Genomic DNA, 23,405 nt, shown 5'->3' on the forward strand with positions numbered 1-23,405 from the left:
CGACGAACGGGTATTCGACGCGCCAGTCGGTCGCGTCGGTCACGTGCGACACGCGCGACAGCCCGTCGAAGCGGATGTTGTCCTTCTGCGTGCAGCGGCCGAGCGCCTTGGTCGCGCGGCGGCGCAGCTCGGCCATCTTGTCGAATTCGTCGGCGAACTCGTCGACCGCGCGCTGCGCCGCCGCTTCCAGCATCTCGACGCGCGATGCGCGCTCGCGGCCGGCGGCGTCGTACCATCCGCTCACACTCACCCGACGACGTCTTGCAATTTCGGACAGCCGGTCATGCAGCGTGGCGATCAGGAACGCGCGACGCGTTCGGTTATCGAGCAAGTCGTCCTGCAGATACGGGTTGCGGCGCACGACCCAGATGTCGCCGAGCACTTCGCAGAGCAGCCGCGCCGAGCGGCCCGTGCGGCGCTCGGCGCGCAGTTCGTCGAGCACCGACCACGCCTCTTCGCCGAGCAGGCGAATCACGATCTCGCGATCGGAAAACGACGTGTAGTTATACGGAATATTGCGCGACGGTTCATGTAATCCTGCTATTGCCCGAACACGATCTAGCAAATGTACGCTTGGCAGTCGGGCATTCATTGGCGTCTATGAAATGAATGATGATGCGATCGAGAACCACGCTCGGGAAAGCGGAATCGTATTCGGCAGGCAGCAGGCAAACTAAACGGAAATGGCGGTCCGGACCAGATCGAACGCGCTTTTCAGGATCATCGCCGTGGCTATGCCGATCAATGGAGGCGCAAGCACCCCGGTCACGCACAGCAGGACACGGCCCGGGACCGGCAAGCCCGGCCGCTTCCACGCGATATAAAGCGCGGCAGGCGGCAGAAAGAGAATCGACAAAATATAGGCTTTGTACGTCAACCCATGACGCGCGACAAATGCCTTGACCTTTTCCTTGAAAGACATTCCCGAACTCTCCTAGATCAATCCCAGACGGCTGACCTTCGCCACCGCCTGCGCCCTGTTCGAAACACGCAGTTTTTCGTACACATTCGTCAGATGAAACTTGACCGTTCTTTCCGACATCGAAAGTATTCGGCCAATTTCCCACGCAGTCTTGCCTTCGACTACCCATTTGATTACATCGGATTCCTTTCTCGTGAACTGAATCCTGTCCAGATCCGCGCAAGCATCCGGCTCGAGGCCTGGTGCGCGTGATTCCACGGCTTCCCGGCTCTGTCTCGCAATCTTCTGGGTCAGTGCTGCATGCAAATGCATGGCAATGAGGCTGACGAGCAACGCCGAATGCAACGTCGTGTCTTCGCACTTCAACTGCAAGACGGTCCGAATGGCCGTCGAATCGCCGGGCGGCGCGCCAATACAAGCGACCACTCCCTGCCCGCGCATGTATGACGCGACATCGTTGACCTGCGCATCGCGTTGCGGCACTTCCCCGTCGAGATCGCGCCAGCGAAAGGTATGATCCTGACGATCCGACAAGGCGAAGCAACTCAAATATCGATCAATGTCGATCCCGGCTCCAAACAGCGTCAGCCCTCGTCGGGTTCCGGCGTCGTTCGCCGCACCATAGCGATATATCAGTCCGTGAGAAGCTGCATCGCCGCTTCCTCCATGCAAAATCAAACACTTGTCGAACGGAATCACGCGTCCGATTTTTTCCGCGAGCTGATCGATCCCCTCGGTCAAACCGTTGGGACGAAGAATCTCGCCAATGATGCGCGAAAAGGTCTCCAATTTTCTGGGCCCTTATTGAAAAGACAAGATTCGTATTCGTTGAGATGCTCCGGCAGCCCAATATCTGCCAAAGCTTCAAGGCCTTACCGGATTGGCAATCCAACGCCACTTGCTTTCTATGCGTAAGCACTGCGACAGTATCCAATGGCAACATCCAGGCAGCCATCGTTCGCGAATCGTGGTTTGAGAACCAGCACTCAGAAGGAATACAAACCAATTACGCAAGACCATTAACATCTGAATTATTTACTTGCCAATGGCTGAAACAGTTCGCCACACGGGCTATATGTCTAGACTTCACGCTCTAAACTTGAAGCTGCGCAAGTATATCGGAGGACAGAAGACAGAAACATTACTTGCCGAAAAAAATTTGTAATCAACCTTTCTTTGGCATTACACCGAAAATGCGCGGTTTTATTGCATCTAAGCGATTATAAGTCGCATAATATTTCAGCAATTCGACGAACTGCGGCATCTTGTCACAATCCAAACTTGGAAACGCCAGACAACTTTACAAATCAACCGACATCAATTTCAACCCGTCGTATAATGCGATGCATTATTTACATCGTCAGCATCTACGGCAATCAATTACCGTTGCGATAATTCAATAAATGCGGCCGATCAAATCATGCTTCCCGGATGTAGTTATATCTGCCGCGCTCTTGCGACCATCGATCTGCCGAATTAGAAAAATTTACTGACTGCGCAAACTCTCCACCGACGTATCTCGTCGGCATACGATTAGCGCAATCGCGAGCGGTGACCGTCACGGCTTGTGCATCCCCAAAGCGGAATACGCCGTATGAGGGGGTCACGACCACCATGCCGCGCATCGGGTACGGTCGTGGACAAGGATAGGTCGCCGTCTATGAACGGCAACGCATGCGGACAGTCGGGGAATTCGGCCGGCATTCCGCCGCTGGCGAGACGAGCGGACGTGCCGCGTTCGATGCAATGCCGGCCGGTACTTCGGGAACCTGGTGCCCAGTGTGCACCGGTGTACTCATTGGAAACTACGTCGCGTTCACGAATGTCCGTCTTGCGTCCGTTTCGTCATCGCGCGAAGGCGACCTTCGAACTTGTGCAGCAACATCGACGCCGTGGCCGCAAGGCCGATGGTGAGTCCGCTCCAGATGCCGTAAATGCCGTATCCCAGCAGCACACCGGCCGCCCAGGCAACCGGCAGACCGATCAACCAGTATCCGACGATCGATATCCGAAACGAACTCGTTACGTCACCGAGGCCCCGCAAAATTCCGACGCCGATGTTCTGGCTGCAATCGAAGATCTGCAGCAGTGCCGCGATCGTCAGCAGCCCGCCAGCGAGGCGCAGCACTTCGGCACTCGCGGCCACACCGTTATCGAGAAATGGTGCGAGCACGCGGGTGGGCGCAATGAGATACGGAAGCGCAACGACCAGCATGGTCACGACGCCCAGCGCGAGCCCCGTATAACCGAGTCGACGCGCCCCGCGATAGTCGTGCCGTGCACACGCATGGCTGATGCTGATCGACGACGCATGAGACAAGCCGACGGAAATCATGAACACGATGTAGATCACCTGATTCACGATTGTCTGGGCGGCGAGCGCATCGGCGCCGAGCGTCCCGATCACGAGCGTGAGGACGGTAAAGAACGCTGCCTCCGATCCATAGGTTGCCGCAATCGGCAAACCCATCCGCCACGTCCGCGCCAACGTATCGGCATCGGCACGCCAGACGGCGAGCGACAAGTGTTCGGACAGTTCCGGCCGACGCCTAGCGATCGTCAGGAACGCGATGAAGGAAAGCAGGTACACGCTACTGGTTGCACACGCAATACCGATCAGGCCGAGCTTCGGAAATCCGACCCGGCCGAACATCAACGCGTAGTCGAGCGCGGCGTTGACGACGATCGATACGATCGTGATCGCCAATAGCGGCCCAGGCCTGCGCAATCCGACGGTATATTGTCGAAGCACCTGAAACCAGAGACACGGCAACATGCCGGGCGCGGCCGCCGCCAGATAGAACGATGCTTGCCGCGCGACGTCGGGGTCCTGGCCGAGCCAGACAAGCGGCATTTCGATGCACAGCATCATCAATGCAAACATCAGTGCCGCGAGCGTCGACAACGCAAAGCCGGACCGCACCAGCCGCATGATTTCCGCAGGCGCGCGCTGGCCGTTCGCGAACGCGACGAGGTTGCCGGTTCCCGTCACCAGCCCGGTTCCCATCGTCCGGAACTGGTTGAAGATCGTCAGCGCGAGACCGCCAGCGGCGATCTCGCGCGGGCCAAGCATCCCCATCATGACGATGTCGGTGGTCGTCAGCGCCACCTGTGCGAGCTGCGTGAGAACGAGCGGAGCGGCAAGCACGCCGATTTGTCTGGCATCGAGCCAGACTTGCCGATGAAGTTTCATACGGCGCGGGAAAATATCGATTCAAGTTCGTGAGCAACCGACTCGTCGAGCAGATTCCGCTCTCGCATCCAGTCGTCGTTGAACACCGTGTCCAGATATTTCTCCCCGCCGTCACAGACCAGGGCCACGAGTGTCGCACCCGCGGGTAGCGAATCGAACATCTTCAATGCGTGCCAGACGACACCGCCTGCCGAGCCGCCGACGAGCAGCGACTTCTTGCGTGCGATATAGCGTGCTGTATTGAATGCGGCCGCGTCCGTCACTTTGAAGCCTTCGTCGAGCAACGCATAGTCGACCAACGCGCCGATCTCGGCGCCGGGCGGTGTCCCGGTGCCGGACTGATAATACGGCCCGCCTTCGCCGCCGAAAACGATCGAGCCGACGGGCTCGACGCCGACGACTCGCGGCGCCGGGCCGGTCGCGAGCAGTTCCCGCGCAGTGCCGAACAGCGACCCGCCGGTGCCGACCGCACCGACCAGAAAGTCGATCCGGTCGCCAAGAATGTCGCGCAGCTCATGTGCCAGCCCGCGATAACCGTTACCGTTCGCGGGATTGTTGTGCTGCTCCGTCCAGATGCCGTCCGGATCGTCGGCCGCCATGCGCTTGGCAAGTGCGTCCCGGTCCGCCGTCGCGATCTCGTCGCCGTCGCTCACGTAGACGAGTGCCGCGCCGAAGGCCTGCATCGCGCGCAACTTGTCTTTCGATGCGTGACGATCCACGACCGCGGTGAACCGATAGCCGCGCTCGGCCGACAACAGCGCGAGCCCCATGCCCGTATTGCCGGAGGTCGATTCGATCACATGCCCGGCCGGCTGGAGACTCCCGTTCCGTTCGGCTTCGTCGAGCATCTGCCTTGCCATGCGGATCTTGGCGCTGCCGGTCGGATTCGTCGACTCGAGTTTAAGCAGGATGCGCGCGCCGTCGGCGCCGCGAATCAATTCGAACAACGGCGTGCGGCCGACAAGATCCGATACCTTCGACACGATCGCAGGTACGGTGATCGTGGATTGCTCACCGAGAAAGCGTACATTCATGGTCAGGCTCCCGGAAACTGGAAGAGGCGATCGACGCGCCAACGCGGCCGTGCGCCGTCAAGTGTCAAGACAAGCTTGGGTGGAAGCGGCAGCTCGTGAAACGAAGATTCGTTCGAATCCATCTGGTAGCCGGCCGTGTTTGGGTAGATCAGCAGATCGCCGGGTTCCGGGCGCTGCCCGAATGCGATCTTGCGCCAGGTCAGCATGTCCGAATCGAGGCAGCTCGCCCCGCCGACACAGGCGCGATAAGGCGTGCCCGTGCGCGGCGATCGCGAGGGCTCGCGCGCCGCGCTCAGCAGTTCCGGATCGGGCAGGAATTCGCTGGCGAACCATTGCTCCGAAACGCTGAAGCTCGTGCCATTGACGGTCGCGATGCCATAGTCGCCGCAGTCCTTCACGCCCTGCACGGCAAAGACCGTGAATCCTGCCTGATCCAGCAGTGCACGCCCCGGTTCCAGCATGATTTTCAGGCCATACTCGCGGGCCAGTTCGGCGAGTGTTGCGGACTCCGTGTCGGGAGTGCCCGCCAGGATTGCATCGAGCATCCGCGCGCCGCTGCAGGCAGAGTGATACGGATAGAAGCCGCCGAATACCTTGTTCGCGTGGTAATCGTCCGGCCGGTGTGCGCGCTGGAATGCGCGCCAGTCGCTCTCGCTGGCGTACGACATCGCGAAGCCGCCGCCGATATTGATCGTGTTCGGCGCAAGGCCGAGTTCACGAGCAGCCATGCACGCACGCATCGCCATCGCGGCCTGATTGCAGCGCTCCATCGCGCTGTAACCGGACAGATGAAACGAGAACCCTTCAAGGGCGACCGACGCCTGCGTCGCGGCACAGGTCGACAGCGCAACGCGCAGCGCCTCGGCACTCAATCCGAATCGACTATCGCCTCGTGCCGTGGGCGCCATGCGCAACAGAATGCGCGCGGTCCGCCTCGCCTGTCCCGCGATCGCGATCAGCCGATCGAGTTCCTCCTCGCTGTCGATCGCGATCAACGCATCGTGCGAAACCGCGAGCCGCAGCAGTGCCTCCGACTTCGACGGGCCGGATACACCGATATCGATCCCGCACACCCCGGCGGCCAACGCTTCCGAGAATTCGCCCGTGCTCGCGACGTCGACGCCGATCCCGGATACCGCGGCCGCATGCGCGAAGCATCGCGCCTTGTTCGCCTTCTTCGCATAATAGATGCGCCCCGACACCTGGCGATCGTCCAGTACGCGCTGAAATTCGGCGACATTGCGCGCGAAGCGCCCGGGAAACAGGAAATGAACGGGTGCGTCGAAGCCATCGACAAGATCGTGGATCATCGCCTGATGTCCGTCCACGAAATCGCGCAGTAGCGGATCCCACAACGCGGGCAATCGGGGAATATCCGTCACCATAGTTCGACTTCCCGACCGAGCCTTTTCGCCAGCGCGGCATCGGCCAGCACGCGCCCGAGCGCGATGTCCGTCACGATCATTCCGCTGTTGAACGCGTAAACGATATCGGTGTCGTTGCGCCGTGCAGGCTTGCGGCCCAGCAGTATGTCCGGCAACTCGGCGTCGACAGCAGGCAGTTTTCCGGCTTCGTCCACGAGATCGGCGCCGGTCACCTGCATTTGCGCCTCGCTCGTCGCGATGCGGTAATCGGCGCAATGCAGCGCGTCAGCATGAATTCCGTATCCGACCAGCAGCGCCAGCGCGCCCGGCTTCAGCGCCGCGTGCCGCACGGCCTCCGATACACCGGCGCCAGCCACGCCCAGCACGATGTCGGCCTGGTTCGCGGAGGCGACGAGATCCTTCGACACTTCGATGTCACGATCCGGGTGAAAGCGCTTCAGCGTATTGCGCACGGCGTCGATTCCCGACTCGTAGTGACCGTGCACGATCACGCGCTCGATGTCCGGCAATGCGGTGAGCAGGAACGGCGCCGCCATCCGCCCCTGCGTGCCCGTGCCGACGACGAGGGCCGTTCGCGCCCGCGGCGCCGCCGCGCGCGCGATCAGGGCCGACACCGCCGGCGTGCGCAGCGATCCGACCAGGCTGCCGTCCATCAAGGCGACAGGCAGGCCCGTTTCGTCGTCGAACAGCAACAACGTCGTGTAGTACTTCTGAAGTTCGCGGTTATGTTCCGGATCGAACTTATACGACGTCTTGAAACCGACCGTTCTGCGTCCGCCGTCTCGACCCAGCATCGAGTACGCGACGGAATGCTTGTCCGCCGGCTGGCTCATCAGCTTGCGCGGATTGTCGGATTCGCCGGTGCCGAGGCCAAGGTATGCCCGTTCGACGGCTTCGAGCACCATCGATGGGTCGTAGTCGAGTTCGTCGATCGTGCGCTTGCCAAGCACCAGGAGTTTCGAGGGTTGCGTCGCGAGCCGCGGTCGAATGTCCGCGTCGGGTTTGGCGTCATCTGCCATCGTGGATATCATCGTATTCACTCGTGTCTCACCGGATTTCACGTATCGAAGGGGCCTGCCGCATGCATCGTGCAGGTTGACTTGAACACGGATGTAACGGGGCGACGCCGGTGGACCGGATCGCCTCGTCGCCGCGCCATTCATCGTGTGCAATGGGTTTCGACATCGGCCATGAATCGGACGGATCGATCCCGTCGAAAAGAGTCATTTGTTTCCCTCGTGTGAAATCCGGCACTCACCTGTCTGACATCAGGCGAATACGCCGCTTTCGGTGTCGACGACCGATGCACCGCGTGGTGCATTTCGCGGTCGTCTTCTCTCGATATTGTTCGGTGGAGATGAATCGGATGTGTCGGTCGACTGGCGACACGTTCGATCACTGCGGGTGCTTTATCCTTAGCAGCGTATTCGTGATGCGATCTCGTTTTTCAACGGTCGGATTACGGATAATAAAAAAGTAATTTGCAACCATTTCATTTTTCATCGAACGCCTTCTTATAATTTCGCAATCCGAATCAATTTAATTATGAAATACCTCATTAGCACCAATGCGAATCACAAGATGACACGCAATTGACACCGATCAGATAATCATCGCTTCGATCACGAAAATAACGTGCTACCCCTGCGATTCATCAGGCACGGGCTGACGAGTTCAGAAAATTCGGCGGGATTCTCCCAACGTCGGCATAGCCTGCTTTGCAGGCGGCCCTCAAAGTCACATCGATCTGAAACCCCATCAACGTCGATGGTGGCGATCGACAGAGAATACAAATCGCTCGTATTTATAAACCAACCCCCACTTTTCTTGCAAACACTTTATTCAATCATTTCAAATACCTTTACGGCGATCGTCATTGAGCCATGAAAGTGAAAATTGCGAGCGATAGCTGCTTGATAGCAGCATCGAAAGGCCCGGCTTGCGCGCCGACGTGAGGTTGCTGCGCCCGTCAATGTGCGGCCCGGGCATCCAGGCGTGAAGAGATACGGAAACACCGGACAAGGCGGGCTCATCCATTCCACGGCGCTCCGATGTCACTCAACATGCCGCCTGGACGATAGGCTCCTTGAAGTCGCCAAAGCGCCCCGCATCGGGGGCCGCCGAAATGTTCGGGGTGGATACGCCGTTCCGGTGTCCCCGGCCCGATGGTCGTCTCCTTTCGGCGTCGAGTTCAGTCGAGCGCCCACTTTTTTATTTCTGTCATCCTAATCAATATCGATGCACTCATGCTGCCGTGTTTCGACATGAGACACCGCGCACGACACATCGCGTTTCCCCAATAGAAAAGCCCGGCCCGCATCGAAGCGGGCCGGGCCGTGACGCGATGCGTGCTGCTTGTTACAGCGCGCCGCCTTGCGCCGACGCCGAGCCCTTCACGCCAACCGACGCGCCGCCCTGCACCGAGTTCGTCGCGCCTTCGAGCGCCTCGCCGGCCTTCGCCTTCGCGCCGCCGGCGACGTCGCCCGCGGTCGACACCGCGCCTTGTGCATGGCTCTTCGCCGAGCCCGCGACGCGCTTCACGTGCGACTTCGTCGTGTGGACGGCCGACGCCGTCGCATCCTTCGTCGCGCCGGCCGCCGAACCGACCGCCTGCGTCGCGCCGCCGACCGCCGCGCCGGCTGCCGAGCCCACGCCGCCGACCGTCTTGCCGACGCCGTTCAGCGCGCCGCCGACGACATCGCCCGCGCCCGAACCCGAACCTGCCGCATTCGCGCCTCCGCCGGCCTGCACACCCACGCCGCCGCCGAGCAGCGGCGTCTGGACCTGGGCGCCGACGCCCGCGGAACCCTGCGCACCGGTCTGGGCCGTCTGTGCGAATGCAGCCGAAGTCGCCATCGCCGTCAGAGCGGCACCCAGCAGAATCGTGCGAATCGTGTTCATGGTCATTCTCCCCAAAGACGTTGTTGCTGCGGGCCGCCTTCGTGCGGCTTGTCGCATGCCTCGCCGCGACATGCGGCAGGTGGAGCTAATGTAGCGGCGGCGGCGTGCAAAACGATCGAATTGCGGGGACTGTTACTTCCGTTGCAAATGCTGACGATTGACTCACACTGTTTGACAATCGGAGGGTTGCGGCGGGGCGGCCGCCCTATTCGACGATGGACGGGCGCAGTCCGGGCCGGCAGACGTGCTTCATGCCGGCCGCCTCATCTGCATTCCGAATGATGAGGATCGCGTGACCGTCGATGCGGCCGCGTCACGATGCACGGCCCGGCCGCTAACGAGCGGACCGGGGCCGTCCGTACGCTACCCGGCTACGGCCGGAACGTATCGCCGAGCACGATGCCTTCGCGACGCGGATCGGTGCCGCCCTGCAACGCGGGCGACTGGCCGACCGTCACGCGCATCACCGTGTTGACGCCGCTCGCCTGAGCGGACGTCGATACCTTGTGCCCGAGCGCAAGCAGCCCCGTGATCAGCGGATCGTTCGCGCCGTTGTTCGCCGGGTTGACGTTCGGATGCTCGCCGCCGATCGTGGTCGTCGGGCTGTTGCTGGCGCCGAAATCGACGAGCCCGGCCGACTGCTGTGCATCGAGCCCCCAGTCGAGCGCGCCAACCAGCGTCTTGACCACGTATTGCGGAATCGTGCCGCCGCCCGGCGAACCGGTCGCCATCACGAAGTCGCCGCGCGAGCCGTCGGCAGCCTGCCCGAACACGATCGTCGGCGCCATCGAGCTGCGCGGCCGCTTGCCCGGCTGCAGGCGGTTGGCGACCGGATTGCCGGACGTGTCGAGCGGGTTCGCGGAGAAGTCGGTCAACTGGTTGTTCAGCAGGAAGCCGTTGGTCATGTGAAACGAGCCCATGCTCGATTCGACCGTCGTCGTCGCGCTCAGCACGTTGCCGTCGCCATCCACGATCGTGAACTGGTTCGTGCCGTGCTCGATCAGCGTCGTGTCGACGCCGAGCGGCACGGCACCGAGATTGCCGGGCTGCGCGGTGCCCATGCTCTTGGCCGGGTCGATCAGCGCCGCGCGCGATTTCAGGTACGGCTTGTTCAGCAACGTGTTCCACGTGCCGCCCGGCAGCGGCACGAAGTCGGTATCGGCCACGTACTTGTCGCGGTCGGCATACGCGAGCCGTTCGGCTTCGGTAATGAGATGAACGCCCGCGACGGTCGGCTTGCCGCCTTCGAGATCGATCGCCGTCGGTTTCAGCGACTTCAGGTCATAGTTCTCGAGGATGCCGAGCGCCGATGCGACCGCGATGCCGCCCGACGAGGGCGGCGGCATCCCGCAAACCCAGTAACTGCGATAGGTCGTGCACACCGGGTCGCGGCGCTTCGCCTGATATGCGGCAAGGTCGGCGACGGTCGTCTTTCCCGGCGTGAGCGTCGAGCCGTCCGCGCCCTTCGTCGCGGCGATCTTCGCGACGATGTCCTGCGCGATCTGCCCCGTATACAGCGCATTCGCGCCCGACTGCGCCATCAGCGACAGCGTGCGCGCGTAGGCCGGATTCTTCAGAACGGTGCCGAGCGTCTTCGGCGAACCATCGGCGTTCAGGAAATACGCGGCGGCTTCGGGGTCGCGCTTCAGGTTCGCGGAATTCGCGGCGATCGCGTCGGCCAGCCGGCCGCCGATCGGGAAACCGTTGGTCGCGAGCGTGATCGCATCGCCGAACAGGCTCTGCCACGGCAAGCGGCCGTGATCCTGTTGCAGCGCCTCGATGAGGCGCGGCACGCCGATCGTGCCGATCGAGCGGCCGCTCGCGCGCGCGCTCGGCAGCGGCGCCGAATGATCGGTGGCGTCATCGACGTAGCGCAGGTAGTTCTCGGTCGCGGCGGCCGGCGCGGTTTCGCGGCCGTCGTATGCCTGCAGCGTCTTGCCGCGCGCATCGTAGTAGAGCAGCACGCCGCCCGAGCCGAGGCCCGTCGCCTCGGGCACCGTCAGGCCGAGCACGGCCTGCACGGCGACCGCCGCGTCGGCGGCCGTGCCGCCCTTCTTCAACACCGCGCAACCGGCCGCGCTCGCGTACGCGTTCGACGTGGCTACGAGGTACGTTTTCGCATAGACGGGCTTCATCCCGGTGCGATAGCCCGACGACGCTTCCGGCAGCGACGGGTCGCCCGGCTGGTTCGAGCCCACCACGACCGTCGCGCCGCTGTTGTCGACCGCGAGGCAGCTCGCATCGGCGGAAGGCGCGGTCGTGCGGGCCGCCTCGTTCTCGACGTCGCCGCCACAGGCGGTCAGCAGGGCTGCCGCGAGCAACGCGGACGCATACGGAAAAATCGCTGTTCTGTGCATTGTCTGCCGATGTTCCTGTCGATCGTTGCGATGGGCATCCTGTTGCCGGCAACCGCCTCGGTGCCCGGGCAACGTGTTCGATACTCGCACGGACAAAATTTTTCCGGCAATAGGGAAATCACGTCACGCAGCCGAAAGTTGTGTACGCAACGTCACCGAACCGGCATGCGGTTTTGCCTGCTGCATCGCAATGCGGCTTACATCGCGACGCAAATGGCGTTCGCCGTGCTCGCGCGGCCGGGCAGGCAAGCCCGCGCCGGCACGGCTGCGGCGCCTTCGCGCGACGCGCGGCAGTTGCGCCATTGCGCACGCTGCCCGCGCTTGACGACGCCTGCGTTCTTGCCTGAAGCTCGGCTTCCTCGCACGGCTGGTCGCGTTCATGCCGGCCGGCGGCTAATGGTCAGGAATCCGGATATCGATGCAATGGAACCGCGTACCGGATACGTTCCGCGTCTTCATCACGCTGTTGCGCGTGCTCGTTTGCCTGACGATGAACGATGACGACATCGACGGCACGCGTACCGCGGCCTGACGGGTCGGCATCGCCGCGCTCCGCCCTGGCATCCGGACGATTGCCGGCGTCACCGCGTCCGGCTATAAAACGGAGATGGACACGACTCGCTGGATTCACGACCCCGTCGGCGCGTTTCGCGCCTGGCAGGAAACCACTGCGGCCGGCGCCGGCCGCCGGCCGTTCGCGCCGCGCTCGGTCGTGCAGCACGTCGCGATGTTCGAGCGATTCCTGCGCCACCTGAGCGCACATCGCGTGTCGCTCGCGACATTCGGGCCCGACCACGTCGCAGCCTTCCTCGCCGAACTCGACCGCACCTGCGCGTCCGGCACGTCGACGCGCGTGCGCTATGCGAAGCTGATCGACCGGCTCGGCCGGCATCTGGTCGACACCGGTGTGCGGACGATCCATCCGGCCGGCCGAGCGACGCGCGATCTCGCATGGCCGGACGGCGAGCCCGAGCCCTGCTACCTGCCGCCCGATGCCGACGCGGCGCTGCAGCGCCATGTGCAGCCTCGAGCGAACGACACGCCGGCCGACTGCCGGAATCGCGCGATCGTCGCGCTGCTGCTCGCGAGCGGCATCACGTCGGCCGAGATCCGCGCGGCGACAGGCGACGCACTCGATCTCGACGCGCGGCCGGCGGCATTGTCGGTGCCGCGCGATCGCGCGCGGCCGGCGCGCCGGATCGCGCTCGCCGCGTTCGCGGTGGCGCCGCTCGCCGCATGGCGCGCGCACTCGACCGACGTGCCGCCGTCGGCGCGGCTGTTTCCCGCGCCGCGCGGGGGAGCGATGAACGACATGTTCCTGCTGCTGGTCGTACGTGACGCGCTGAACGCGATCGGCTTTCGCGCAGCGGACATGAGCCCGCGCATACTGCGCAATACCTATGCGCGCCGCCAGTTGCTCGCCGGCCACGCGCATGCCGATGTCACGGCGATGCTCGGCCTCGCCAGCATGCGAACGGTCACGCGCATCCGGCAGACGCTGCCGCCCGATGCGGCCGCGGATCGCGCCGCTCGCGAGCGCTGAACGCGCGCCGCCGGGGCGGACCGTGTTCCTCCCGGTTCGCTATTCGCCGGGCCTCGACTGGACCAGCCGCAGAATCCGCGTGTCGTACGGCGCTTGCATCACTTCCGCGATACGGATACTGGACGCGGCCGGATGCAGCGGATTCAACAGGAAGTTATGGGCGTGCGGCACGACGACGCTCGGCACGCGCAGCAGCGGGCTCGGCTGCGTGTGCAGCCACTCGGTGCCGGCGCTGCGGGTCCAGTCGACGTTCGTTCGCCAGTCCTCTGGCGCATCGCCTTCGGCGATTTCGGCCACGTCCACGGAATCGGGCACCTCGATACGCAGCAACTGGTAGCCGCTCGGCAATTGCGCGACGGTCGCGATTTCGAAATGAACCAGCGTCTCGAGCAACGCGAGCGCCGGATGCTCGGCGAGATACACGACCGGCTGCCCGGCGAAATGCCAGCGCCCACCGGCCCGCAACCCGCCGACGCCTTTCAGGTCGGCGTAATTGCTGATCCGCCACAGCGTCGTCAAGCGAAATACCCCTCGTCGATCTGCGTGAGGGCCTCTTCGACGAGCCGCGCGCCATGCTCGGTGCTCGCCATGTCGAGCGACGTGCGGCCGCCGAAGCGCTGGAGCCCGTTGCGCAGCCACGCCATCGCCTTGTCCTGGTCGCCGAAGGTAGCTGTCGCCTGCGCGACGATGCGTGCGAGACGAATCGCCTTGTCCGACTCTTCCGGCGACAGGCGTTCGTGCGCCTGGCGACGATGGCTCAGCGTGCGGCGCGGGATGATGAAGGCCAGCTCGTCCGATTTCAGCCCGCGCTCGGACAGGCGATCGATCACCGACACGTCGACGCGCGCGCTCGCCAGTTCGGCCAGATCCGCGCCCGAGCGAACGCGGATCGCCAGCAGCTGTTCGAGAATCGTGAATTCGGCCTGACGCGGATGGGCGACGCCCGAAGGATGAAAAGCGATGGTGCTCATGACCTGTCTCCGGCAATTTGCCCAACCATTATAGGCGTTTTGCCGGATGCTTGCGGACGGCCGAGCATCGGGGTTTGCCCGTCGGGCTGGCAGGCCGGTATTCGGGGACACGCGAATCGGAGATTCGCCTCGGGGAGTGGGTACACAAATTCAGTATATAAAATTCACGCCCCTGCTTACCCGAAGTTGTCACGTAACAATTTTCCGGCTTCCGGCGGTAATACGCGAGTCGAACGAACGCCCCTTGTCCCCCGGGTCCGGCCAAGGCCGCGAGGGTGGCGTCGGCGCCGAATGCGCCGTACGCCCGGCAGTCGATCAACGTCGGCCGAGGCGCGGCCGCCCTCCCCCGCTCAGCCAGCCCATGCGGACGCCCGAATCACGCTGCAGAAGTTGCCCGCACGGAAATGCGGATCCTTGTCCGCGAGCACGTCGGCCTTTACGTTGCCGAACGTCGTGCCGGGCTTGTGCTTGATGCCGTCGTAGAACGCCTGAATGATGTCTTCCTTGAAATGCGGCGTGCGCGGATGCGCGCGCACGACCGCTTCCCGCTCGACGTCGCTGTATTCCGGGTAAGCGAGGCCCAGTACGTCCATTTCGACGCCCGCCGTGACCAGCGCGACGACAGGATGCATGTGTTGCGGAATGCCGGGCGTGGTATGCAGTGCGATCGACGTCCACACGACGTCGATGTCCTGTTGCGATATCCCGTGGCCCTTCAGAAAATCGCGGGCGGCATTGGCACCGTCCACTTCAAAGCGCTCGCATGCGCTGCTGTGCCGGTGCGTGAGCCCCATGTCATGGAACATGCAGCCGCAATAGAGCAGCTCGGGATCGTAGTCGAGCCCGCGGCGCCGGCCCGCCAGCGCCGCGAAATAAAACACGCGGCTCGAGTGATGGAACAACAGCTCGGACTCGGTATCGCGCACGAGTTCGGTAATCTCGCGCGTCAGTCGCGTAGCGGGAAGGGTAATGCCGGCAACACTCACAGTCATGGTCGACCTCCGTGGAAGATACCCTCGATTCTCCGGAGTCCGACGTATGTCTTAAATAGACATGTCACGACAAATTCTGCCATTTCGCGCGATCGACGGACACGATGCCTGCACGGCGAAAGCGGCGCCCCTATACTGCTGCGCATCACGTTCAATACAACACGCAACGATCATGCCGAAGGTCGTGGGTATTTTCGCCGTTCCGGGCGTTCAGCTGCTCGACGTCTCCGCGCCGCTCGACGTGTTCGCGCAGGCGAACGCCGAATGCGGGAAACCGTTCTATGCGTTGCGGATCATCGCGGCCGGGCCAGGCCCGATCCGCAGTTCGTCCGGTGCGCGGTTGCTGCCCGACTGGATCGCGCCCGACATCCCCGAGCGCATCGACACGCTGCTGGTCGCCGGCGCGCCGAACGCCGGCCAGATCGCGCTGCGCACCGACCTCCTCGCGTGGCTGCGCGCGGCGGCCGTGCAAAGCAGGCGCTACGGCTCGATCTGCACCGGCGCGTTCCTCCTCGCGGCCACCGGCCTGCTGAAAGGGCGTCATCTGACCACGCACTGGGCCGCTGCCGACGCGCTCGCGCAGGCGTATCCGTCGCTCGCGGTCGACGCCGACGCGCTGTACGTGCGCGACGGCAAGCTGCGCACCGGCGCCGGCGTCACGGCCGGGCTGGATCTGGCGCTCGCACTGGTCGAGGAGGATCTCGGCCGCGAGATCGCGCGGCGGGTCGCCGCGCAACTGGTGATGTTCTTCAAGCGCCCGGGCGGGCAGCTCCAGTTCAGCCGCAAGGGCGAAGCGCGCCCCGCCGGGCGTTCGGTGTTGCAGGAGGTCCAGCGCTGGATCGCGGCGCATCCCGAACTCGAGCATTCGGTGGCCGAGATGGCGAAGCATGCGGGCATGAGCGCGCGCCATTTCGCGCGGTTGTTCCGCGCGGAGGTCGGCATGACGCCGGCCGCGTGGGTCGAGGTGACGCGCATCTCGGCCGCCCGCCGGTTGCTCGAGAACGGCCACGACACGCCGAAGCAGGTCGCCGCAAAATGCGGTTTCGCGAACGTCGATACGCTCAGGCGAGCGTTCACCCGGCATGTCGGCATCACGCCGGCCGAATACCGGAAACGGCAGGCGACCCTGGCGGCGTGATGCGAAACGGGCAATGCCGACGGCCTCGCAAAAATAATTCGGAATGCGATTCAACTGCCCCTCTCGCATCTGTCGCGCCGATCGACTCGATCGCCCCCGAAGGCCCCGCTCGTGCTCCGGCACGCCGGCAATATTCAGACGAAACGCCATGCCGCGCGAATCGTTTACCCAGTTGCAATAATGATTCGCTGCAACGCGTATTTCCGACCGGTAACGCGATCGTTACGATGCAATCAACCGCTGAACGCAACGAGCGAAGCGCGAAATCAACAGAACCGGAGGTCACCATGAAGTCGTTCATCACCGCTGTCGTCGCCGCAACTGCCCTGTCCGCGTCGTACGGCGCATTCGCGCAATCGAACCCGTCGGGCTCGCTCACGCGTGCCCAGGTGCGTGCGGAACTCGTTCAGCTCGAACAGGCCGGCTACAAGCCCGAAGCATCCGATCCGTATTACCCGCGTGCACTGCAGGCCGCCCAGGCCCGCGTGACGAACGCCGATGAAACCGGCTACGGCGCGCAAGCAGCCGCCGGCGCGCGTGCCGGCCGCGCGATCGCGGTCAAGCAGGAAGGCCGCGACTCGATCTATTTCGGCCAGTAAGCCGGATACGCGCCCGCGTATTCACGGCGTACTCGCGCCGTATTCCGATACGCACGTCGTACACGCGACACCCCGCTCCCGTTCACCGGGGCGGGGTGTTTGCTTTCCGGTCGTCCGCTTCCGTCCCCCGGTCGCGCGACGCGGTACCGTTCACGCAGGCGTCCGGTGTTTGCGCATAGAATGGCCCGTGGTCGGCGCCGGCCGGAATGAACGCGAGCGGTATCACGACGCCCGCTGGCCGGCCCGATGTCGCACTCGGCGCATTTTTCGAAAAGGAGCGGTTTCATGTCTCAAACATCCGGTTCCACGATCACGTTTCGCCGCCCGGACGGTCAGGAGCTGCAGGGCTATCTCGCCACGCCGGCACGGACCGAAGGCGCGCCCGCGGTCGTCGTCATCCAGGAATGGTGGGGGTTGAACGACCAGATCCGCGGCGTCGCGGATCGTCTCGCGCGCTGCGGCTACTTCGCGCTCGTGCCCGACCTGTATCGCGGCAAGTCGACCGTCGAGGAAGAAGAAGCACACCACTTGATGACCGGCCTCGATTTCGGCGACGCCGCGTCGCAGGACATTCCCGGCGCGGTCGCGTACCTGAAGACGCTCGCGCCGCGTGTCGCGGTGACGGGCTACTGCATGGGCGGCGCCCTCACGCTGCTGTCGCTGCAGTACGCCGAAGCGGACGCCGGCGTCACGTGGTACGGTCTGCCGCCGCTCGACTACCTCGACCCGGCCAAGCTCAAGGTGCCGCTGATGGGTCACTGGGCGACGCAGGATGCGTTCTTCACGATCGACCAGGTCGACGCACTGGAAAAGAAGCTGACCGATGCGAACGTCGGTTTCGAATTCCACCGCTATCTCGCGCACCATGCGTTCGCGAACGAGACGGCCGTCGGCCCCGGCCGCATCGCCGGCACGCAGTTCGATCCGGTGTGGTCGCAGATGGCGTGGGATCGCACGCTCACGTTCTTCGGCCGGACACTCTGGACGAAGCAAGCGTAAAGTAATGCCGCGCCTCGCACGGGCGACGGTACACAAGACAACGCCACGGACTTTCGTCCGTGGCGTTCTCGTTTCCGCATACACCCGGTTCGACACGCAAACGCGGCAAACCGCGCCTGTCCCGCTCTGCGCTTACCCGTTCGCCGCTGCCGACGCAGGCGCCGGCGCGGCCGCCTTGTCGTAGTCGACCGGCGCATCCGGCGCGCGCGGCGCTTCGCCGGCACGCTGGATCCACCCGCCGCCGAGCGCGCGGTACAGGTCGACCAGGTTCGTCCAGCGGGCCAGACGCGCGCTGATCAGCGACTGCTGCGCCGAGTACAGATCCGTCTGCGCGGTCAGCACCGACAGGTAGCTGTCGACGCCGTTCTTGTACCGCAGGTCCGACAGGTCGAAGCGCCGCTGCTGCGCGTGCTCGTTGCGCTCGAGCGCCGCGATCTGCTGGTCGTACGTGCCGCGTGCGGCGAGGCCGTCCGCCACTTCGCGGAACGCCGACTGGATCGCCTTCTCGTAGTTCGCGATCTCGATGCGCTTCTGCACGTTCGCGAGATTCAGGTTCGCGATGTTCTGCCCGCCTTCGAAGATCGGCATCGTGATCTGCGGCGCGAACGACCATGCGGCCGTGCCGGCCTTGAACAGACCGCCGAGCGTCGGGCTGCCGGTGCCGAACGCGCCCGTCAGCGAGATGCGCGGGAAGAATGCCGCGCGCGCCGCGCCGATGTTCGCGTTGGCAGCCAGCAGCGTCTGCTCGGCCTGCATCACGTCCGGACGCCGCGTGAGCAGATCCGAAGGCAGGCCTGCCGGCACGTCCGTCAGCAGATTCTGCGCGTCGAGCGGCATGCCGGCCGGCAGGTCGTCCGGCAGCGGCTCGCCGATCAGCAGCACCAGCGCGTTCAGCGCCTGCGCACGCGCTCGCGCCTGCGCCTGCTGGTTCGCAAGCGCCGTCTCGACCACCGTCTGCGCCTGACGCAGCTCGAGCTCGGAGCCCGTGCCGTTGTCGAACTGCAGCTTCGTCAGGTCGTACGATGCCTGCGCGGTCTTCAGCGTGTTTTCCGTGACCTTCAGCAGATCATCGGTCGACAGCAGCGTCAGGTACTGGTCAGCCACCTGCGACACCAGCGAGATTTCCGATGCCTGCCGGGCATACGACGTCGACAGGTACTGCGCGAGCGCCTGGTCCTTCAGGCTCTGCACGCGGCCGAACAGGTCGAGCTCCCACGACGCCGAGAGCCCGACGTTGTAGTTGCGCGAGATCAGCGGCTGGCCCGTCTGCGATACACCGGCCGGGAAACGCTGGATGCTGCCCGTGCCCGTACCGTCGAGCGTCGGGAACAGCCCCGCGCGCGTGATCTGGTACTGCGCGCGCGCCGCCTCGATGTTCAGCACCGACACGCGCAGGTCGCGGTTGTTGTTCAGCGCGATCTCGATCAGCCGCTGCAGGCGCGGATCGACGAAGAACTCGCGCCAGCCGATGGCGGTCGCAGCTTGCCCGTTCGCGCTGCGCGCGCCGGCCGCGCCCGGCTGCGTCGCGTAGACGCCGCCGGCCGGGTACGCCTGCGCGACGGGCGCGTCGGGCCGCTTGTAATGCGGCGCCATCGTGCAGCCGGCGGCAAACAGCGCGGCAGCCAGTGCGACCGCGGTTGCGGTCAAAGCATGTTTTCGCATCGTTACTGCCCCTTCGATTCGTGTGCGTCGTCGCGACCGTGCTGCAGGTCGCCCTGTACGAGACGCCATGCGTCGTCGACATTCTCCGTCTCGCCGCTGAAGATCGCGCGAACCCGCACGAAGAACATCGGGATCATGAAAATGGCGAGGAACGTCGCCGTGATCATCCCGCCGATCACGCCCGTGCCGATCGCGTGCTGGCTCGCCGAACCCGCGCCGTTGCTGATCGCGAGCGGCAGCACGCCCAGCATGAACGCGAGCGACGTCATCAGGATCGGACGCAGCCGCAAGCGCGCCGCCTCGATCGCCGCGCGCACCGGCCCCATGTTCCCCCCCGCCTGCAGCTCGCGCGCGAACTCGACGATCAGGATCGCGTTCTTCGCGGACAGGCCTACCGTGGTCAGCAGGCCGACCTGGAAGAACACGTCGTTCTCGAGGCCGCGCAGCATCGTCGCGAGCAGCGCGCCGACCACGCCGAGCGGCACGACCATGATCACCGAGAACGGAATCGACCAGCTTTCATACAGCGCCGCGAGACACAGGAACACGACGAGGATCGAGATCGCATACAGGATCGGCGCCTGCGAGCCCGACTGGATTTCCTGGAACGACAGCCCCGTCCACGAATAGCCGATGCCTTCCGGCAGCTTGCTCGCGAGCGCTTCCATCGCGGCCATCGCCTGGCCGGTCGACTTGCCTTCCGCGGCCTGCCCCTGGATCTCGATCGACGACACGCCGTTGTAACGCTCGAGCTTCGGCGACCCGTAGATCCAGTGGCCGCTCGAGAACGCGCTGAACGGCACCATCCCGCCCGAGCTGTTGCGCACGTACCAGATGTTCATGTCCTCCGGCGTCATCCGGAACGGCGCGTCCGATTGTACGTACACCTTCTTGATCCGGCCGTCGGTATCGAGGAAGTTGTTCACGTACTGCGACGCCCATGCGATCGAGAACGTCTGGTCGATCGCCGCGGCCGTCACGCCGAGCGCGTTCGCCTTCTCGCGATCGATGTCGACCTTGTACTGCGGCGTATCGTTCAGCCCGTTCGGGCGCACCAGCGCCAACGCCGGATCCTTCGCGGCCATCCCGAGCAACTGGCCGCGCGCGGCCATCAGCGCTTCGTGACCGAGGCCGGCGTTGTCCGTCAGCTCGAAGTCGAAACCGGCAGCGGTACCGAGTTCGGGAATCGACGGCGGGTTGAACGGAATCACCATCGCGTCCTTGTACGTCGAATAGTGCGCGAAGGTCCGGCCGATCAGCGCCTGCACCTTCCGGTCCGAACGCTGGCGCTGCTCGTACGGTTTCAGCTTCACGAACACGAGGCCGGCGTTCTGGCCGCGGCCCGCGAAGCTGAAGCCGTTGACCGTGAACACCGAGTCGACCACATCCTTCTCCGCGGTGGTCAGGTACGTGTTGATGTTGTCGAGCGTCCTGCCGGTCGTTTCCTGCGTGGAGCCGGACGGCGTCTGCACGATCATGAACATGTAGCCCTGGTCTTCATCGGGCAGGAACGACTTCGGCAGGCGCGCGAACATCACGCCGACCGCGAGGAACACGGCGAGGTAGATCACGAGCCAGCGGCCCGAGCGCCGAATCACGTGGTTCACGCCGCTCGTGTAGCGATCGCGGCTGCGATCGAAAGTCCGGTTGAACCAGCCGAAGAAACCCTTCTTCTCTTCGTGATGCCCCTTCTCGATCGGCTTCAGGATCGTCGCGCACAGCGCCGGCGTGAGAATCAACGCGACCAGCACCGACAGCACCATCGCCGACACGATCGTCAGCGAGAACTGACGATAGATCGCGCCGACCGAGCCCCCGGAGAAAGCGACCGGCACGAACACCGCCGACAGCACGAGCGCCACGCCGACGAGTGCGCCGGTGATCTGCCCCATCGCCTTGCGGGTCGCCTCCTTCGGCGACAGCCCCTCCTCGGCCATCACCCGCTCGACGTTCTCGACCACCACGATCGCATCGTCGACCAGCAGGCCGATCGCGAGCACGAGGCCGAACATCGACAGCGTGTTGATCGAAAAGCCGACGATACCCATGATCGCGAACGTGCCGAGCAGCACGACCGGCACCGCGATCGTCGGGATGATCGTCGCCCGCAGGTTCTGCAGGAACAGGTACATCACGAGGAACACGAGCACGATGCCCTCGATCAGCGTCTTGACCACTTCCTCGATCGACAGGCGCACGAACGGCGTCGTGTCGTACGGGTAGTGCACGACGAGACCATGCGGGAAGTACTTCGACAGCTCGTCGATCTTGGCCCGCAGCGCGTTCGCGGTCGCCAGCGCATTCGCGCCGGTCGCGAGCTGGATACCGAGGCCGGCCGTCGGCTGTCCCATGTACTTCGTGTCGAACGTGTAGTTCTCCGAACCCAGCGCCGCACGGCCGACGTCCTTCAGGCGAACCTGCGAGCCGTCCTGGTTGACCTTCAGCAGGATGTTGCCGAACTGCTCGGGCGTGCGCAGCAGCGTCGATTCGGTGATCGTCGCCTGCAGCACGGTGCCCGGCTTCGCCGGCGTGCCGCCGATCTGGCCGCCCGCGATCTGCACGTTCTGCTGCGTGATCGCGGCCGTCACGTCGGTCGGCGTGAGGCTGTAGTTGGTCAGCTTGACGGGGTCGAGCCAGATCCGCATCGAGAACTGCGAACCGAGCAGCAGCGTCTGGCCGACGCCGTTCACGCGGCTCAGCGGGTCGAGCACGTGCGACGCCACGTAGTTCGTCAGATCCTCCTTCGACATCCGGCCGTCCTCGGAGTTGAACGCGAACCACATCAGCCAGTTGCTGCTGGATTTCGTGACCTGCATGCCGAGCTGCTGCACGACCTGGGGCAGGTTCGGCGTCGCGAGCGACAGCTTGTTCTGCACCTGCACCTGCGCGACGTCCGGGTTCGTGCCCGGCGAGAAGGTCAGCGTGATCGTCGCGTTGCCCGAATCGTCGCTCGTCGACGACATGTACAGGAAGTTGTCGAGACCGCTCATCTGCTGCTCGATCACCTGCGTGACCGTATCTTCCACGGTCTTCGCGGAAGCGCCCGGATAGTTCGCCTGGATCTGAATCGTCGGCGGTGCGATCGTCGGATACTGCGCGATCGGCATCTTGAAGATCGATGCGACGCCGGCCAGCATCAGCACGATCGCGATCACCCACGCGAAGATCGGGCGATCGATAAAGAACTTGGCCATGAAACGGACTCCCTGTTATTGCGCGCTCGACGCGGCGGCCGAGCTCGCTGCGGCGCTGGCCGCGGTAGTCGCCGGCGCGGCGCTTGCCGGCGCGGCGCCTGCCGATGTGGCGGATGCGGCGTCCGGCGCCGGGGCGAGCTGCGCGGCGACGGTCTTGACCGTCGCGCCCGGGCGCACCTTGTCGACGCCCTGCACGATCACGTGATCGCCCGCCTGCAGGCCGCCTTCCACGATCCAGTTCGGGCCGTACGTGCCGGTCGTCGTCAACGGACGCGGCTCGACCTTGTTGGCCGCGGTCACGACGAGTGCGATCGCCTGCCCCTTCTGGTCATGCGTGACGCCGATCTGCGGCACCAGGAACGCGTTCTCGTTCACACCTTCCTCGATCCGTGCGCGCACGAACATCCCCGGCAGCAGCACGCGGCCCGGGTTCGGGAACACCGCGCGGATCGTCACCGAGCCGGTGGTCTGGTCGACCGTCACGTCCGAGAACTGCAGCTTGCCCGGCTCCGAGT

Annotated in this window: 20 protein-coding genes; 4 read left to right on the top strand and 16 right to left on the bottom strand. The window is 64.3% G+C overall.

Features of this window, described 5'->3' with window-relative positions; genetic code table 11:
- The 10 genes from LGM42_RS32750 to LGM42_RS32795 form a co-directional block, all read right to left on the bottom strand.
- The coding region (locus tag LGM42_RS32750; RefSeq protein WP_413227439.1) for a DUF3683 domain-containing protein at positions 1-592 on the bottom strand (592 nt) is incomplete at its 3' end.
- Between the two features lie 81 nt (positions 593-673).
- A complete protein-coding gene (locus LGM42_RS32755; protein ID WP_059579608.1) occupies positions 674-922 on the bottom strand; it encodes a hypothetical protein in 249 nt (82 codons plus the stop codon).
- 12 nt (positions 923-934) lie between these two features.
- Positions 935-1,711 carry a helix-turn-helix transcriptional regulator gene (locus tag LGM42_RS32760; RefSeq protein ID WP_226234391.1) on the bottom strand — a complete coding sequence of 259 codons (777 nt, stop codon included), beginning with the start codon at positions 1,709-1,711 and terminating at the stop codon, positions 935-937.
- 1,027 nt (positions 1,712-2,738) lie between these two features.
- Positions 2,739-4,115 carry an MATE family efflux transporter gene (locus LGM42_RS32765; RefSeq protein ID WP_226234392.1) on the bottom strand — a complete coding sequence of 459 codons (1,377 nt, stop codon included), beginning with the start codon at positions 4,113-4,115 and terminating at the stop codon, positions 2,739-2,741.
- Positions 4,112-5,098, bottom strand: a complete 987-nt coding sequence (locus LGM42_RS32770) for a cysteine synthase family protein (RefSeq protein ID WP_226234393.1) — start codon at positions 5,096-5,098, stop codon at positions 4,112-4,114. The genes LGM42_RS32765 and LGM42_RS32770 overlap by 4 nt, the downstream gene beginning before the upstream one ends.
- 53 nt (positions 5,099-5,151) lie before the next feature.
- Positions 5,152-6,534 (bottom strand): alanine racemase, encoded by a 1,383-nt coding sequence (locus tag LGM42_RS32775; RefSeq protein ID WP_226234394.1) that lies wholly within the window; start codon positions 6,532-6,534, stop codon positions 5,152-5,154.
- The gene (locus LGM42_RS32780; RefSeq protein WP_226234395.1) at positions 6,528-7,697 is read right to left on the bottom strand and encodes an ornithine cyclodeaminase family protein; all 1,170 of its coding nucleotides are present in this window, start codon (positions 7,695-7,697) and stop codon (positions 6,528-6,530) included. Before LGM42_RS32780 ends, LGM42_RS32775 begins: the two co-directional genes overlap by 7 nt.
- Positions 7,698-8,385: 688 nt before the next feature.
- Positions 8,386-8,571 carry a hypothetical protein gene (locus tag LGM42_RS32785; protein ID WP_155634627.1) on the bottom strand — a complete coding sequence of 62 codons (186 nt, stop codon included), beginning with the start codon at positions 8,569-8,571 and terminating at the stop codon, positions 8,386-8,388.
- 321 nt (positions 8,572-8,892) lie between these two features.
- Positions 8,893-9,435, bottom strand: a complete 543-nt coding sequence (locus tag LGM42_RS32790; RefSeq protein WP_060317480.1) for a hypothetical protein — start codon at positions 9,433-9,435, stop codon at positions 8,893-8,895.
- 371 nt (positions 9,436-9,806) lie between these two features.
- On the bottom strand, positions 9,807-11,792 hold the full coding sequence (locus tag LGM42_RS32795; protein WP_226234396.1) for a gamma-glutamyltransferase family protein: 1,986 nt from the start codon (positions 11,790-11,792) through the stop codon (positions 9,807-9,809).
- A gap of 607 nt (positions 11,793-12,399) precedes the next feature.
- Here LGM42_RS32795 and LGM42_RS32800 point away from each other — a divergent pair.
- Positions 12,400-13,335 carry a tyrosine-type recombinase/integrase gene (locus tag LGM42_RS32800; protein WP_226234397.1) on the top strand — a complete coding sequence of 312 codons (936 nt, stop codon included), beginning with the start codon at positions 12,400-12,402 and terminating at the stop codon, positions 13,333-13,335.
- A 39-nt stretch (positions 13,336-13,374) separates the two neighbouring features.
- Here LGM42_RS32800 and LGM42_RS32805 read toward each other — a convergent pair whose 3' ends face one another.
- The 3 genes from LGM42_RS32805 to LGM42_RS32815 form a co-directional block, all read right to left on the bottom strand.
- Complete coding sequence (locus tag LGM42_RS32805; RefSeq protein ID WP_226234398.1) at positions 13,375-13,854, bottom strand: RES family NAD+ phosphorylase; 480 nt, start codon at positions 13,852-13,854, stop codon at positions 13,375-13,377.
- Complete coding sequence (locus LGM42_RS32810) at positions 13,851-14,306, bottom strand: antitoxin Xre/MbcA/ParS toxin-binding domain-containing protein (RefSeq protein WP_006480981.1); 456 nt, start codon at positions 14,304-14,306, stop codon at positions 13,851-13,853. Before LGM42_RS32810 ends, LGM42_RS32805 begins: the two co-directional genes overlap by 4 nt.
- A 350-nt stretch (positions 14,307-14,656) precedes the next feature.
- Complete coding sequence (locus tag LGM42_RS32815) at positions 14,657-15,298, bottom strand: HD domain-containing protein (protein WP_059579583.1); 642 nt, start codon at positions 15,296-15,298, stop codon at positions 14,657-14,659.
- A 172-nt stretch (positions 15,299-15,470) separates the two neighbouring features.
- Here LGM42_RS32815 and LGM42_RS32820 point away from each other — a divergent pair, with 172 nt between their 5' ends.
- The 3 genes from LGM42_RS32820 to LGM42_RS32830 all read left to right on the top strand — a co-directional run bounded on the left by LGM42_RS32820 (position 15,471) and on the right by LGM42_RS32830 (position 18,034).
- Positions 15,471-16,436, top strand: coding sequence for a GlxA family transcriptional regulator (locus tag LGM42_RS32820; RefSeq protein ID WP_059638648.1), 966 nt, complete (start codon positions 15,471-15,473; stop codon positions 16,434-16,436).
- Between the two features lie 287 nt (positions 16,437-16,723).
- Entirely contained in the window at positions 16,724-17,035 is a 312-nt protein-coding gene (locus tag LGM42_RS32825; RefSeq protein WP_060317460.1) for a DUF4148 domain-containing protein, read from the top strand.
- A 285-nt stretch (positions 17,036-17,320) separates the two neighbouring features.
- Positions 17,321-18,034, top strand: coding sequence for a dienelactone hydrolase family protein (locus LGM42_RS32830; RefSeq protein ID WP_059579575.1), 714 nt, complete (start codon positions 17,321-17,323; stop codon positions 18,032-18,034).
- 132 nt (positions 18,035-18,166) lie between these two features.
- Here the strand turns inward: LGM42_RS32830 and LGM42_RS32835 are convergent, their stop codons facing one another.
- The 3 genes from LGM42_RS32835 to LGM42_RS32845 all read right to left on the bottom strand — a co-directional run.
- Positions 18,167-19,696 carry an efflux transporter outer membrane subunit gene (locus tag LGM42_RS32835; RefSeq protein ID WP_226234399.1) on the bottom strand — a complete coding sequence of 510 codons (1,530 nt, stop codon included), beginning with the start codon at positions 19,694-19,696 and terminating at the stop codon, positions 18,167-18,169.
- Between the two features lie 2 nt (positions 19,697-19,698).
- Positions 19,699-22,890 (bottom strand): efflux RND transporter permease subunit, encoded by a 3,192-nt coding sequence (locus tag LGM42_RS32840; protein ID WP_226234400.1) that lies wholly within the window; start codon positions 22,888-22,890, stop codon positions 19,699-19,701.
- A 15-nt stretch (positions 22,891-22,905) separates the two neighbouring features.
- On the bottom strand, positions 22,906-23,405 hold a 500-nt coding region (locus LGM42_RS32845; RefSeq protein ID WP_226234401.1), incomplete at its 5' end, for an efflux RND transporter periplasmic adaptor subunit.

This window comes from Burkholderia sp. AU39826 (assembly GCF_020419965.1).
Lineage (GTDB): Bacteria > Pseudomonadota > Gammaproteobacteria > Burkholderiales > Burkholderiaceae > Burkholderia > Burkholderia semiarida.